We start from the raw sequence: 14,011 nt of genomic DNA, 5'->3' as shown, positions 1-14,011 counted from the left end.
TCTGTGCGCGCGTCATCATGCGGTGCTGGGCTCCACGGGGCCCAACTTACCCGGCCGGCGGCCAGGAACGCAATCTGGTGGGCCGGCGAGCCGGCGGGCCGTAGGCCCGCGCCGCGGCGAGCGTTTTTCGTTTCACCCACGATCGCGCCGTGTCAGAGCATCCTCCGCGCCGGCCCCCGCTGCAGCGCGTCGCCGAGCGTTCCTCCGCGTGGTCTATGAAGGTCCCCCGAACCATCTTCCGCGAGTACGACATCCGCGGCGACGCCGAGCGCGACCTCTCGAGCGAGCTCGCCCGTGAGCTCGGCGCCGCCTTCTCCCTGCTGCTCACCCGCGAGCTCGCCGCCGGGGCGCCGTCCGGCGGCGCCCGCCCGCGGGTCGCGGTCTGCCGGGACGGCCGCCTCTCGAGCGGACGGTTGTTCTCCGCGCTCACCGAGGGGCTGCTCGCGGGCGGCGCCGACGTGATCTCGGCCGGCGTCGGGCCGACGCCGCTGCTCTACTTCGCCGCGCACCACCTCCACGCCGACGGCGCGATCATGATCACCGCGAGCCACAACCCGGCGCCGGACAACGGGTTCAAGCTCATGCGCGGCAAGGCGTCGTTCTTCGGCCAGCAGATCCAGGCGCTCGCCGATCTCATCGAGGAGGGCGCCGCGCGCGGGGCGGCGGCGGCGAGAGGCGCGCTCACCGAGGTCGACCTCGCGGCCGACTACATCGAGGCGGTGCGCGCCGCGTCCCGCCTGTCGCGCACCGACGTGCGCTTCGTGGTCGACGCCGGCAACGGGGCGGCCGGCCCGCTCGGCGTCCGCACGCTGAGCGCGCTCGGCTTCTCGCCGGACGCGCTCTTCTGCGACATCGACGGCCGGTTCCCGAACCACCACCCGGACCCGACCGTGCCCGAGAACCTCGAGGCGCTCCGCGCCCGCGTGCTCTCGACCGGCGCCGCGCTCGGCGTCGCGTGGGACGGCGACGGCGACCGGATCGGCGTCGTCGACGAGCGCGGCGAGGTGATCTGGGGGGACAAGCTGCTGCTCCTGTTCGCGCGGTCGCTCCTCGCGGAGCGCCCCGGCTCGGCCGTGCTCGGGGAGGTGAAGTGCTCCGAGACGCTCTACGCGGACGTTGCCGCGCGCGGCGGCCGCCCCATCCTCTGGAAGACGGGCCATTCGCTCATCAAGACCAAGATGAAAGAGGAAGGCGCCCTGCTCGCGGGCGAGATGAGCGGGCACATGTTCTTCGCCGACCGGTGGTTCGGGTTCGACGACGCGGTCTACGCGTCGGTCCGCCTGCTCGAGATCGTGGCCCGGGCGCAGCGGCCGCTCGGCGAGCTGCTCGCGGACGTGCCGCAGACCTTCGCCACCCCCGAGATCCGGGTCGACTGCCCCGACGCCGTGAAGTTCGAGGTCGTGCGCCGCGTGACCGAGCACTTCCGCCGCGTCCGTCCGGTCGTGGACATCGACGGCGCGCGCATCGATTTCGGCGGCGGGGCCTGGGGCCTCTGCCGCGCTTCGAACACCGGTCCCATCCTCGTGCTGCGCTTCGAGGCCCGGTCGGTCGCGGACCGCGACGCGGTCCGCGCCGAGGTCGAGGCCGTCGTCTCCGCCGCCGTCCGCGACGCCGTCGCCGCCCCGCTCCCGTGACAAAGCCCGACGTCGAGCCGCAGAACGAGCCCTGGACGATCCGCCGCGTGATCACGTGGGCCTCGGGCGATTTGAGGAAGCGCGGCGCGTCCTCGGCGCGCCTCGACGCCGAGCTCCTGCTCGGCAAGGTGCTGGGCATCGACCGCGTGGGGCTGCTCATCGACGCCGAGCGGCCGCTCGACAGGGCCGAGCTCGCCGCCTACCGGGAGCTGCACCAGCGCCGCCGCGCCGGCGAGCCGGTCGCCTACCTGCTCGGTGTGCGGGAGTTCTACGGCCGCCCGTTCCGGGTCGATCCGCGCGTGCTCATCCCGCGCCCCGACACCGAGATCCTCGTCGAGGTCGGCCTCGCCCGGACGAGGCGCCTCGCGCTCTCCGCGCGCGTGCTCGATCTGTGCACCGGCTCCGGCTGCGTCGCGGTGAGCCTCGCCTGCGAGCGGCCCACCAGCCGCGTCCTCGGCATCGACATCTCGGACGGCGCGCTCGCCGTCGCCCGCGAGAACGCGCTCCGTCTCGGCGCCGTCAACGCGGGGTTTTTGCGCTCGGATCTCTTCGCCGGCGTGCCGACCGGCCTCCGCTTCGACCTGATCACCGCGAACCCGCCGTACATCCCGGACCAGGACGTGGCCGCGCTGCAGATCGACATCCGCGGCTACGAGCCTCACCTCGCGCTCGCGGGGGGCGCGGACGGGCTCGCCTTCACGCGCCGCATCGTCGCGGGCGCGCCGGCGCGGCTCGCCGGCGGCGGCGTGCTGGCGGTGGAGGTCGAGGCCGGCAAGGCGGGCGAGGTCGCCGAGCTCTTCGCGGCGGCGGGGTTCGTCGACGTCGCGAGGAACCTCGACTACGGCGGCCACGAGCGCGTCGTCTCCGGCGTCCTGCCCTGATCGCCCGCCGCGCTGTGCGCCCCGCCGCGCGCTGGCCGGCGGCCGCGCAGCGCGCGCGCGGCTGCGCGAGGATGGGGCTGGCGTGCCGTATGCACCGCGTGGCGCGGTCGGTGGCGGGGGCTCTGCGGCGACCGGTGTGCTGGCGGCTGCCTGCTCCGCTCCCGAGCGCGTTCATCCTGTGAGGCGGAGAGGTGTCCCATGAGGCAGGTGGATCCCAGGCCCGAGAGCTCGACGGCCGATCTCGTGAAGGAGGCGATCGCCGAGGCCAGGGAGCTGATAGAGGTCGAGGTCGCGCTGGCGCGCGACGAGATCAACCACGAGATCTCGCGGGCGAAGACGTCGGGCGTCGCGCTCGGGGCGGCGGCGGCCGCGGCGCTGCTCGGGGTGGCGCTGGTGCTCGTCGCGATCGCGCTGGCGATCTCGCCGGGGCCGCTCCCGGCGCTGCTGATGGGGCTCGCGCTCATCGCGCTCGCGGTCGTGGTGGGCGTCGTCGGCTACGGGCGCGCGCCGAGGAGGCCGCTCGAGCGGACGCGCGGCCGCCTCGGGTCGGACGTGCGGCTGGTGCGGGAGCGCGTCGTATGAAGGGGCTGAACGGTCAGCGGGAGGAGTTCGAGCGGAAGGCGGACGAGCTGCGCGACCGGCTGATGCACACGATCGAGGCGATCGATCGGCGCCGCCACGCGCTCCTCGACGTGAAGACGCAGGTGCGCCGGCACGGCCCCGGGGTGGCGGCCGGAGGGCTGCTGCTCGCGATCCTGGGCGGCGCGGCGGTGATCGCGCTGGTCCGGGGGGTGCGGGGGCGCGACGAGCGGCGGCGGGGCGAGCGCGTCCGCGCGCTCGTGCGCTCGTGGCAGCACCCGGACTGGGTGGCGCCGCGCGGGAAGCCGAGCGTGCCGCGCGAGATCGGCCGGAAGATCCTGGTGGGGGCGGTGTCCTTCGCGGCGATGCAGCTCATCCGGCGCGGGATCCGGCTCACGCTGGCGCCGCCGGGGCGGGAGGCGCTGGCGCGGCGGCGGGCGCCGGAGCTGCAGGCGTAGACCACGAGATCAGGGCCCGAGCGGATCAGGGCCCGGTGTACAGGGCAGTGCGCCAGCCCAGGTAGAACCCTGGCTGGCGGACGGACGTGCTCCAGGTGTAATCGGCGTAGAGCCACGGGCCCATCGACACCTTCCAGAGCCGGATCCCTTCGTAGAACACGCCGCCGCCGATGCGGGCCGGGAGGGCGCCGTCGATGACGTCGACGTCGCTGTCGTCCGGCGTCGTGTAGGCCACGCCGGTGCCTGCATCGACGATGACACCCACCTCTCTCCAGCGCTCCCCGAGCGAGAAGAGCGGGAATACCTCGGTGTGGAACATGACCCCGCCCGCCAGGGCGCCATGATCCGCGGCGCTCAGGCCGTGCCCACCGAACGCGAGGCCGAACGTGAGCCAGTCCGCGAGCACCCCGCCGAGCCAGACGTAACCGCCGCCGCCGATGCCGACGCCGGTCTCGGTGTAGTAGCGTTCGTATCCTATCTTTTGAACATCATTGGGGAATCCGGCGGCGCTCCCGAGCGCGAGGCCTCCCGCGATCCCGGCGGTGAACCCGCTGCGCCGCACCGCCTTCCTGGGCGCGAACAGCGGGTCCGTGACGGGCGCATCCCCGGCAAGCCGCGGGGCCGTGCCGGGCTGCTCATTCGCGCCGCCGGGGTCGGGGACCGCATTCCCCGGCGGCGGCGCGGCCGCGGCGGCGGTGCCGGCGTCGCTCGCGGGCGGCGGCGCGGCCGCGGCGGCGGTGCCGGCGTCGCTCGCGGGCGGCGGGCTCTCCGCACCCCCGGGCGCCGCCTCCTGCGCCGATGCGGTGGAATGGAGCAGGCCGAGGCCGAGGAGCGCCGGCAGCGCGGCCGCACGCCGCAGGGGGAGGGACGTCGCCATGGGCTCCCTTTCCTATACGATGACGGGGGCCTCCGGCATCGCAATCCGATGGCCTTTCCCGATCGGCGCGCCGCCCGACGCCGGCGCGGGGCGCGCCAGGGCCGCGCGCTCTCGTCATGGACGCGCGGGCGGGCGCCGCGCATCGGCGCGCGGCTGCCGCAGCATCCAGCCCTGCGGCGGACCGCATGTCGGGACAGAACGAGAAGCATGCTTGAAGCGAGTCCATCGGAGCTCCGGTTCGCCGGATGACCTGCCGCCGGCAGGAGGCGGCGCTCGCCAGGGCCCGTCGCGCGAGCAGCGCTCGATCCTCGGTGGCGCGCGCGGCGAACTCGCCTGCCCCGGTCGCCTGGGGCACGGTATGCTCGCCGTCCCATGAAGGCCTCTCCCTGCCTGCTCCTCACGGCGCTCCTCGCTGGCGCCTGCGGAGGTGCCAAGGCACATCGAACGGGTCCCACCATGACCGCAAGCTCCTCTCCGTCCCCCGCTGCGGCCAGCGCCGCGCCGAAGCCCGCCGATCCTCACCGCCCCGCGTACCCGCTCACCCGCGCCGTTCCGGTGAAAGACGCCGTCCAGGGGGTCGAGATCACCGACCCGTACCGCTGGCTCGAGGACGGCGGCGCGCCGGACGTGAAGGACTGGATGCAGGCTCAGGACGCGTTCACCCGCGCCGAGCTCGCGCGGCTCCCCGAGCGGGACGCGATCGCGTCGAGGCTCAAGCAGCTCTTCTACATCGATGCGGTGTCCGCGCCGCGCCACCGCAGGGGGCGGTATTTCCTGAGCCGGAGGCACGCGACGAAAGAGAAGTCGATTGTCTACTGGAAGGAAGGAAAGAGCGGCGAGGAGCGCCCGCTGCTCGACCCGAACAGCTGGTCTGACGACGGCAGCGTCTCGCTGGGCGGGTGGGAAGTGTCGTGGGACGGCAAGAACGTCGCCTACAAGGTCCAGAAGAACAACTCGGATGAAGCGACCATCCATGTGATGGATGTCGCGTCCGGCAAGCGCTCCGAGGTCGATGTCATCGAAGGGGGCAAATACGCGTACGCGTCGTGGACGCCCTCCGGCGACGGCTTCTACTACGTCTGGCTCCCGACCGACCCGTCGATCCCGGTCGCCGATCGGCCCGGTTACGCGGAGGTGCGCTTCCACCGGCTCGGCCAGGATCCGAAGCAGGATCGCGTGGTGCGCGGCAGGACGGGCGATCCGAAGACCTTCCTCGGCGCGCTCCTGTCGAAGGACGGCCGCTTCCTGGTGCTCACCGTCGCCCACGGGTGGACCTCGACCGACGTCTACTTTCGCGATCTCCGCAGGCCGGGCGGTCAGGCCGTGGACAAGCCGCTCGCCGTGGGGCGCGACGCGCACTTCAGCGTCGAGGTCTACAAGGATCGGTTCTACGTCCACACCGACGAGGGCGCGCCCCATTACCGCCTCTTCGAGGTCGACCCGGACAGGCCCGAGCGCGCCGCGTGGAAGGAGATCGTCCCGGAGCGCCCCGACGCCATCCTGGACAGCGTCTCCATCCTGGGTGGGCACCTCGCGCTGAGCTACCTCAAGGACGCCTCGAGCCGGGTCGAGGTGCGCACGCTCGACGGCAAGCTGGTCCGCGAGGTCCCGCTGCCCGGCATCGGCACCGTGGGCGGCCCGTCCGGGCTGCCCGACGAGGACGAGGCGTATTTCTCGTTCGAGTCCTTCACCTCACCCCAGGAGATCCACGCGACCTCGATCAAGACGGGCCGGACCGAGCTCTACACGCGCATCGAGGTGCCGGTTGACCCGTCGCCGTTCACCGTCGAGCAGACCTTCTTCCCGTCCAAGGACGGCACCAAGATCTCGATGTTCATCGTCCGCCGCAAGGACATGAAGAAGGACGGGAGCTCCCGCGCGCTGCTCTACGGCTATGGCGGGTTCCAGATGTCGCAGACCCCGGCGTTCACCGCGTCGATCTACCCGTGGCTCGAGCGGGGCGGGGTGTACGCGGTGGCCAACCTGCGCGGCGGCGGCGAGTACGGCGAGGCGTGGCACCGGGACGGGATGCTGCTCAAGAAGCAGAACGTCTTCGACGACTTCATCGCCGCGGCAGAGCACCTGGTCCGCGAGGGATACACGCGCCCCGAGCGGCTCGCCATCCAGGGCGGCTCGAACGGCGGCCTGCTCGTCGGCGCCGCGCTCACCCAGCGGCCGGAGCTGTTCGGGGCCGTCCTCTGCGGCGTCCCCCTGCTCGACATGGTGCGATACCACCTGTTCGGCTCCGGCAAGACGTGGATCAGCGAGTATGGGTCCGCCGACGATCCAGCGCAGTTCAAGGCGATCTACGCCTACTCGCCGTACCACCACGTCAAGCCGGGGACGAAATATCCGCCCGTCCTCCTGCTGTCGGCCGACAGCGACGATCGGGTCGATCCGATGCACGCGCGCAAGTTCGCCGCGGCCCTCCAGGCGGCGAGCGCGGGCGGCCCGGTCCTGCTCCGCATCGAGCGGAACGCCGGGCACGGCGGCGCGGACCTCATCAAGGCAGCCGTCGCGAAGGGCGCCGACCAGCTCTCCTTCGCGCTGTGGGCCACGAACGGGCAAGCGCCAACCAACAGGTGAGCGGCGCAAGGCGCGAGGGAGACAGGCACGGCGGGCGCGAGGGACGGCGGGCGCGGGGCGTGAGGCGCGGGGCGCAGGCGCGCGGGGCGCGACGGACAGGCTTGCGGCTCCGCGCCGCGACGGCTAACAACGCGCGGCCGTGCGAATGCTTCACCCCGGAGCCGGGTCCTCGCGGCCCGGGCCTTTGATCTCGCGTCCCCTCGCGGCCGCCGCCTCGGCGCTGGCCGACGGGACGCGCGCGCCGCGCGCGGAGCTCTCCGATCCGGCGGCGGTCCTCGCCGGGCTCATGGATCTGCACGGGAGCGTCGCGCTCGCGCGCGAGCTCTCGCTCCTCGACCGGCCCGCCGCCCCGCCGCCCGCGGCGGCCGCCGGCGCGCGGGCCGAGGTCCGCGCGCTCGCCGCGGATCGCCTCGGCGAGCTCGCGGCGGCGCTCGATCACGTGTTCGCCACCCCGTTCCACCGGCGGAACAAGCTCCCCGACGCGGCGGCGGTGCTCGCGACGCTGGAGCAGACCGGGGTGCTGGCCGCGCGCGCCGCCCGCGAGCGCGGCGGGCGCCCGCTCGCGTCCGCGGCCGGCCAGCTCTGGGAGCCGTTCGGCGAGCTCGCGAGCCGCCTCCTCGGCCGCATCCGGCTCGAGACGCGCACGCTGCGCGAGGAGCTCGCGCCGTCGCTGCGGGCGCTCGGCCCGGACGCGGCGCGGCTCGAGCGGCTCGACGCCGCGATCGCCGCCGCCACCCAGAAGCGGCGCGAGCGCGCCCTCGCGGAGCTCGTCCCCGGGCTGGCGCGCGCCTTCGCGCGGGGCCTGCGCGCGGCCGTCGGCACGCTGCCGGAGGCCGTCGACGTCGAGCACGTCGCGGCCTGGTTCGCGCAGGACGAGTGGCTCCGGCGGGAGCTCCAGCGGATGGAGCTCGTGGTCCAGGCGGTGCTCGCGCACGAGGCGGGCCGGCTCCTTTCGCTGGTCGACGGGGCTGCGGCGGCGGGCGCGCCGGCGTAGCCCGCGAGGGGCTTCACGATGCGGCTCGCGACGGCGCGGCAGTGGACGACGCGGCTCCTGGTGCTCCTCACCGGGGGCATCGGCCTCGCTTTGGTGGCGCGGGCGGCGGTCGTCTACCGCGGGACCGACCCGCTCGCGTACCGCCTCGTGCAGCTGATCGCGCTCGGGCTGGCGTTCGGCACGCTCGAGCTGTTCGCGCGCGCGGGGCGGGCCGCCCGGATCGAGCGCGAGCTCGCCGCGCTGCCGCGGCCGGCGACGCGCGCCTCGATCGATCAGAGCAGCGCGCCGCTCCGGGCGCTGCTCGAGGCGCGGATCGCCGGCGCGGCGCTGCCTCCGGCCGGCGCGACGTTCGCGTCGTACCTCGTCGGGCTGCTCGTGATGATCGGGCTGCTCGGCACGTTCCTCGGCCTGTTCGAGACGCTGCGGGGGGCGCGCGAGGCGCTGACGCTGAGCGCCGACGTCGACGCGCTCCGGGAGAGCCTGGCCGCGCCGATGCAGGGCCTGTCGCGCGCGTTCGGCACCTCGGCGGCGGGCGTGTCGGCGTCGGCGATGCTGGGGCTCGCCGCGGTGCTCGTGCGCCGCGCCGAGGCGGGGGCCGCGGCCGCGCTCCACGCCTACGCGGCGGGCCCGCTCGCGGCGCTGACGGTGGCGGGGCGGCAGCTCGCGGCGCTGGAGGCGCTCGCGCGGCAAAGTGAGGCGCTCCCCGCCGCGGCGGCGTCGCTGCGCGAGGCCACCTCCCGGCTCGAGCGCCTCGAGGAGCGGCTCGTGACCGTGCAGGTCGAGGGCGCGCGCCAGGCGGCCGCCTCGTTCGCGGCGGCCGCCGCCGAGATCCGCGGCGACATCGCGGCGGGCCTGCGGCAGACCGCCGACGTGGCGGCCGGCGTGGTGAAGCCGCTCCTGGCCGAGGCGGTGGAGCGCGCCGGCGCGGCCGCGGGCGGCGCGCTGCAGGGGGTCGAGCGGCGCCTCGACGAGGAGTCGCGCGCGCGGCGGGAGGCGGACGCCGCGTCGGCGGCGCGGCTGGAAGGTCAGGCGGAGCGGCTGGCCGGGGTGGTGGGGGAGGCGATCGAGCGGCTGGAGCGGGAGCAGGCGGCGCGCGCGGCGGAGGCGGCGGCGCGGCAGGCGGAGCAGGATGCGGCGCGGGCGGCGCACCTGACGGCGCTGGGCGAGGCGCTGTCGGGCCCGCTGACGGAGGCGGCGCGGGCGGCGCAGGCGGCGCCGGAGGCGGCGGCGCGGCTGATCGCGGAGGCGTCGGAGCGGCTGTCGGCGCGGGCGGAGGCGGACGCGGCGCGGGACGTGCGGCTGGACGCGCTGCTGGAGAAGCTGTCGGAGGCGACGGCGGCGATGGCGGGCAGCGCGCGGGAGCAGGCGGGGCGGGTCGCGGCGCTGGTGGAGGCGGCGGAGCGGAGCGCGGCGGAGCGGGAGGAGCGGGCGGAGGCGCGGGTTGCGGCGCTGGGCGAGGCGGCGCGGGGGCTGCTGGAAGAGCAGGCGGCGCGGCTATTGTCGTTCGAGGAGCGGCTCGAGGGGGCGCGGCGGGAGGCGGCCGACGGGCTGGCCGAGCGGCTCAGCGCCCACGCCCGCGGGCTCGGCGAGCGGCTGGAGCGGCTGGAGGAGGGGGTCGCGTCGCGGCTGGAGCGGACGGAGGAGGGGGTCGCGTCGCGGCTGGAGCGGATGGAGGAGGGCGCGGCGAAGCGCCTGGAGCGGCTCGACCGGGAGGCCGCGGTGCGCCGGCGCGAGCTCGAGACGGAGTCGGCGGCGCGGCTGGAAGGTCAGGCGGAGCGGCTGGCCGGGGTGGTGGGGGAGGCGATCGAGCGGCTGGAGCGGGAGCAGGCGGCGCGCGCGGCGGAGGCGGCGGCGCGGCAGGCGGAGCAGGACGCGGCGCGGGCGGCGCACCTGACGGCGCTTGGGGAGGCGCTGTCGGGCCCGCTGACGGAGGCGGCGCGGGCGGCGCAGGCGGCGCCGGAGGCGGCGGCGCGGCTGATCGCGGAGGCGTCGGAGCGGCTGTCGGCGCGGGCGGAGGCGGACGCGGCGCGGGACGTGCGGCTGGACGCGCTGCTGGAGAAGCTGTCGGAGGCGACGGCGGCGATGGCGGGCAGCGCGCGGGAGCAGGCGGGGCGGGTCGCGGCGCTGGCGGAGGCGGCGGAGCGGAGCGCGGCGGAGCGGGAGGAGCGGGCGGAGGCGCGGGTTGCGGCGCTGGGCGAGGCGGCGCGGGGGCTGCTGGAAGAGCAGGCGGCGCGGCTGCTGTCGTTCGAGGAGCGGCTCGAGGGGGCGCGGCGGGAGGCGGCCGAGGGGCTGGCCGAGCGGCTCAGCGCCCACGCCCGCGGGCTCGGCGAGCGGCTGGAGCGGCTGGAGGAGGGGGTCGCGTCGCGGCTGGAGCGGACGGAGGAGGGGGTCGCGTCGCGGCTGGAGCGGATGGAGGAGGGCGCGGCGAAGCGCCTGGAGCGGCTCGACCGGGAGGCCGCGGTGCGCCGGCGCGAGCTCGAGACGGAGTCGGCGGCGCGGCTGGAAGGTCAAGCGGAGCGGCTGGCCGGGGTGGTGGGGGAGGCGATCGAGCGGCTGGAGCGGGAGCAGGCGGCGCGCGCGGCGGAGGCGGCGGCGCGGCAGGCGGAGCAGGACGCGGCGCGAGCGGCGCACCTGACGGCGCTGGGCGAGGCGCTGTCGGGCCCGCTGACGGAGGCGGCGCGTGCGGCGCAGGCGGCGCCGGAGGCGGCGGCGCGGCTGATCGCGGAGGCGTCGGAGCGGCTGTCGGCGCGGGCGGAGGCGGACGCGGCGCGGGACGTGCGGCTGGACGCGCTGCTGGAGAAGCTGTCGGAGGCGACGGCGGCGATGGCGGGCAGCGCGCGGGAGCAGGCGGGGCGGGTCGCGGCGCTGGCGGAGGCGGCGGAGCGGAGCGCGGCGGAGCGGGAAGAGCGGGCGGAGGCGCGGGTTGCGGCGCTGGGCGAGGCGGCGCGGGGGCTGCTGGAAGAGCAGGCGGCGCGGCTGCTGTCGTTCGAGGAGCGGCTCGAGGGGGCGCGGCGGGAGGCGGCCGACGGGCTGGCCGAGCGGCTCAGCGCCCACGCCCGCGGGCTCGGCGAGAGCCTCGAGGCGACCGCGGCGGTGGTGCGCGAGGCATCGGAGCTCGTGCGCGCCGGCGGCGCCGAGATGACGGCGGTGGCCGAGATGTTCACCGTCGCGGTCGACCGTTACCGCGACGCCAGCGATCGATGGCTGAACAGCCTCGGCGCGATCGAGGATGCGATCGAGCGCCGTGAGCACGGGGAGGCGACGGACCTCCTCGGCGCCTACCTCGACCAGACCCGCGAGGTCTTCGATCACTCGCTGCAGTTTCAGCGCGAGCTCTTCTCGGAGCTGCGGGCGCTGAGGAGCAGGACGAGCTGATGCGCCGCTCCTCGGCTCCGTCGGCGCCCGGCGGCTCGCGCGCCGAGGTCGTCTGCTTCATGGAGCGCCGCGAGGGCGCGCCGGTATCCGCGGCGCCGGCCGCGAGGAGCGCTCGGCCGTGTCCCTGATGCCGACCGAGGACGAGGCGCCCGAGCAGGCCGCGGTGTGGCCGGTCTTCGGCGACCTCATGGCCTGCCTCTTCGGCCTGTTCGTGCTCTTTTTCGTGTGGGCGATCTCATTTCAGGTCGATCTGACCCGCGATCTCGCCGCCGAGCGCGCCACCCGGGCAGCGGAGCGCGCGCGCCTGGAAGCGCTCGAGCGCGCGCTGGCCGGACCGCTCGCCGAGGGGAGGATCACGCTGACGGAGGGGCGCATCGGGATCCGCGGGAGCATCCTGTTCGAGCTCAACTCGGCCGAGCTTCAGTCGGAGGGGATCGCGCTGCTCCGCGCTCTGGCCGATCCGCTGAAGGCGTATCTCGAGCACCATGACGAGCTGATCATGGTGAGCGGCTTCACGGACGACCGGCCTCTCACGAGCTCGTCCCGCGGCTATGCCGACAACTGGGAGCTCTCGGCGCAGCGCGCGCTCACGGTGACGCGCGCGCTCGCCGCGGCGGGCGTTCCCGAGACGGCGCTGTTCGCGGCCGGCTTCGGCGAGCGGCACCCGGTGGCGCCCAACGATACCAGCGAGAACCGGGCGAAGAACCGCCGCGTGGAGATCTCGCCCATTCCACGGCGGAGCGCGCCCTGATGGCGTCCACGTCGGATTTTTCTCCGGCGGCGGTGGAGTCCGAGGACCGCCAGCGGCGTCTTCAACCGCAACCTCGGTCGGTCGACGGGTGTGAGCCTCAACCTCGGTCGGGGCGCCGCCAACCGCAACCACGTCCACCGCAACCCCGGTCGGCCGCGGCGGCTCAACCCGGGTCGGCCGCGGCGGCTCAACCTGGGTCGGCCGCGGCGGTGCCTCAACCCCGGTCGGCCGCGGCGGCTCAACCTGGGTCGGCCGCGGCGGCGGCTCAACCCGGGTCGGCCGCGGCGGCTCAACCCGGGTCGGCCGCGGCGGTGCCTCAACCCGGGTCAGCCGCGGCGGCTCAACCTGGGTCGGCCCCCGCTGCCCCCCAACCCGGGCCTCCCGCCCCCGCCGCCGCGCGCCTCGCCGCCCTCCGCGCCGCCGGCGCCCCCCGCTTCGATCCAGCCGGCTACCGCTTCATCGAGGCGCTCCTCGAGCGCGCCCGCGCCCTCGACGGCGGCGCCCGCGCCCGCCTCGACGCCCGCGCCTCCGCGCGGCTCACCGCCTTCGAGGCCGCCTTCCACCGCGCCCGCGCCAACGCCGAGGCCCAGCTCCGCGCCCTCGCCGACGCCGGCATCCCCGACGACGGCGCGCTCGCCGCGGCGCTCTCGCTCGGCGACCTCCCCGCCGTCGCCAGGGCCGCGCGCCGCCGCCTGCGCGCGCTCGCCGCCGAGCGGCAGACGACCGCCGTGCCCTCGCTCGCGCGCCTCCGCGGCGAGATCGCCGCGCGCGACGTGCGCCTGCCCGAGCCGCTCGCGCGCGATCTCGCCGAGCTCCCGTGCGACGGCGATGTCGTCGAGCGCCGGGTGAAGCGGCAAGCCCAGGCGCTCAGCAACGCCCTCTCCACGGCGCTGTTCCACGAGTCGCTGGTGAGCGCCCGCGCGACGCTCGCCGTCGCCCGCGCCGCCGACAACGTGCCCGAGGACGCCGGCCCCTACAACGCCCAGGTGCTCGCCGCCCGCGCGCTCTGCGCCGCCGAGCGCCTCTCCGCGCACTACCTGCGCGCGCTCGTGGCCAGCCTCCAGGACCTCGGCGCCCTCTCCGCCGCGCTCGAGCCGCAGCCCGCCAAGCCCGCCAAGCCCGCGCGAAAGAAGGCCGCCCCGCGGACCGCCGGCGACACCGCCCCGCGCCGCGGGTCCGGCCGGTCCGTCCGAAAAAAAGAATCCCTTTTTCGCGGATCGCGTTAGGTAAGGAGTCGCCATGCCCCGCTCGCCAGGCCGACTGCTCGCCGCCCTCGCGCTCTCCCTGCTCGCCGCCTCCTGCTCCTCCGCGCCCGAAAAGGCGCCGAGCGGGCCGGCGACGCCGCCCCTCAAGCAGTGCGGCACCGAGGTCGTCAAGCACGGCAACGGCTACAACGGCGCGGCGCGCGAGTGCATCTGGCAAGCGTACAAGAACCGCGAGCCGTCCGAGTTCACGACCACGCGGTACACCATCGAAGGCGACCCCGTCACCTACCGCCTCGAGGTCACGCTCATCGGCGTCGTGGTCGTCGTGGACAGCAAGGATCGCTACGCCCTCCAGGGCGTCTTCCGCCACACCTGCCGCAACCTCGAGCGCATCATGCAGGAGGGCAGCGAGGACCGGTTCGGCTTCGCGCTCAGCGCGTGCTCCGGCGGCGGCGCCGAGCGGCTCGCGGTCCCGTGACGCGCCCGCCGCGCGGCCGCAGGTAGCGCGCGCCGCTCGGCCCGGCGGCCCGCCACGGCCCCGCCCCGCGACAGCCGCGCCGCGGCAGCGCCAGACGTTGGAAACGGAACGCCGACGCGCGCGCCGCGCGAGGCGCCGCCGAGCCCCGCGCGGACAGCCGCGGGCGGGCGCCGCCCGAGGCCCGATCTGGTGG

The 14,011-nt window shown here is 75.9% G+C and carries 11 protein-coding genes; 10 read left to right on the top strand and 1 reads right to left on the bottom strand.

What is annotated here, in order from left to right:
• Positions 1-215: 215 nt before the first annotated feature.
• The 4 genes from WME83_RS46495 to WME83_RS46480 all read left to right on the top strand — a co-directional run bounded on the left by WME83_RS46495 (position 216) and on the right by WME83_RS46480 (position 3,552).
• On the top strand, positions 216-1,634 hold the full coding sequence (locus tag WME83_RS46495) for a phosphomannomutase/phosphoglucomutase (protein ID WP_437316132.1): 1,419 nt from the start codon (positions 216-218) through the stop codon (positions 1,632-1,634).
• Positions 1,631-2,515: a peptide chain release factor N(5)-glutamine methyltransferase gene (prmC, locus tag WME83_RS46490; protein ID WP_437316131.1), complete on the top strand. Its 885-nt coding sequence runs from the start codon at positions 1,631-1,633 to the stop codon at positions 2,513-2,515. Before WME83_RS46495 ends, prmC begins: the two co-directional genes overlap by 4 nt.
• A gap of 198 nt (positions 2,516-2,713) precedes the next feature.
• On the top strand, positions 2,714-3,097 hold the full coding sequence (locus WME83_RS46485; RefSeq protein WP_437316130.1) for a phage holin family protein: 384 nt from the start codon (positions 2,714-2,716) through the stop codon (positions 3,095-3,097).
• The gene (locus tag WME83_RS46480; protein WP_437316129.1) at positions 3,094-3,552 is read left to right on the top strand and encodes a hypothetical protein; all 459 of its coding nucleotides are present in this window, start codon (positions 3,094-3,096) and stop codon (positions 3,550-3,552) included. Before WME83_RS46485 ends, WME83_RS46480 begins: the two co-directional genes overlap by 4 nt.
• Positions 3,553-3,577: 25 nt before the next feature.
• On the opposite strand, the gene WME83_RS46475 is transcribed toward WME83_RS46480, so the two are convergent.
• Complete coding sequence (locus WME83_RS46475) at positions 3,578-4,429, bottom strand: hypothetical protein (RefSeq protein ID WP_437316128.1); 852 nt, start codon at positions 4,427-4,429, stop codon at positions 3,578-3,580.
• A gap of 456 nt (positions 4,430-4,885) precedes the next feature.
• On the opposite strand from WME83_RS46475, the gene WME83_RS46470 reads away from it, so the two are divergent.
• The 6 genes from WME83_RS46470 (at position 4,886) to WME83_RS46445 (ending at position 13,818) form a co-directional block, all read left to right on the top strand.
• Positions 4,886-7,015, top strand: a complete 2,130-nt coding sequence (locus tag WME83_RS46470) for a prolyl oligopeptidase family serine peptidase (protein ID WP_437316127.1) — start codon at positions 4,886-4,888, stop codon at positions 7,013-7,015.
• A 184-nt stretch (positions 7,016-7,199) separates the two neighbouring features.
• Positions 7,200-8,009 (top strand): hypothetical protein, encoded by an 810-nt coding sequence (locus WME83_RS46465; protein ID WP_437316126.1) that lies wholly within the window; start codon positions 7,200-7,202, stop codon positions 8,007-8,009.
• An 18-nt stretch (positions 8,010-8,027) separates the two neighbouring features.
• Positions 8,028-11,384: a hypothetical protein gene (locus tag WME83_RS46460; protein WP_437316125.1), complete on the top strand. Its 3,357-nt coding sequence runs from the start codon at positions 8,028-8,030 to the stop codon at positions 11,382-11,384.
• A gap of 127 nt (positions 11,385-11,511) precedes the next feature.
• The gene (locus tag WME83_RS46455) at positions 11,512-12,135 is read left to right on the top strand and encodes an OmpA family protein (protein ID WP_437322119.1); all 624 of its coding nucleotides are present in this window, start codon (positions 11,512-11,514) and stop codon (positions 12,133-12,135) included.
• A 311-nt stretch (positions 12,136-12,446) separates the two neighbouring features.
• Positions 12,447-13,361: a DUF2894 domain-containing protein gene (locus tag WME83_RS46450; protein ID WP_437316124.1), complete on the top strand. Its 915-nt coding sequence runs from the start codon at positions 12,447-12,449 to the stop codon at positions 13,359-13,361.
• A gap of 13 nt (positions 13,362-13,374) precedes the next feature.
• Positions 13,375-13,818: a hypothetical protein gene (locus tag WME83_RS46445; RefSeq protein ID WP_437316123.1), complete on the top strand. Its 444-nt coding sequence runs from the start codon at positions 13,375-13,377 to the stop codon at positions 13,816-13,818.
• The last annotated feature ends 193 nt before the right edge of the window (positions 13,819-14,011 follow it).

Origin of the sequence: Sorangium sp. So ce385, from assembly GCF_051474135.1 — a bacterium.
GTDB lineage: Bacteria > Myxococcota_A > Polyangia > Polyangiales > Polyangiaceae > Sorangium > Sorangium cellulosum_D.
This window is presented reverse-complemented; position numbering and strand designations above follow the sequence as displayed.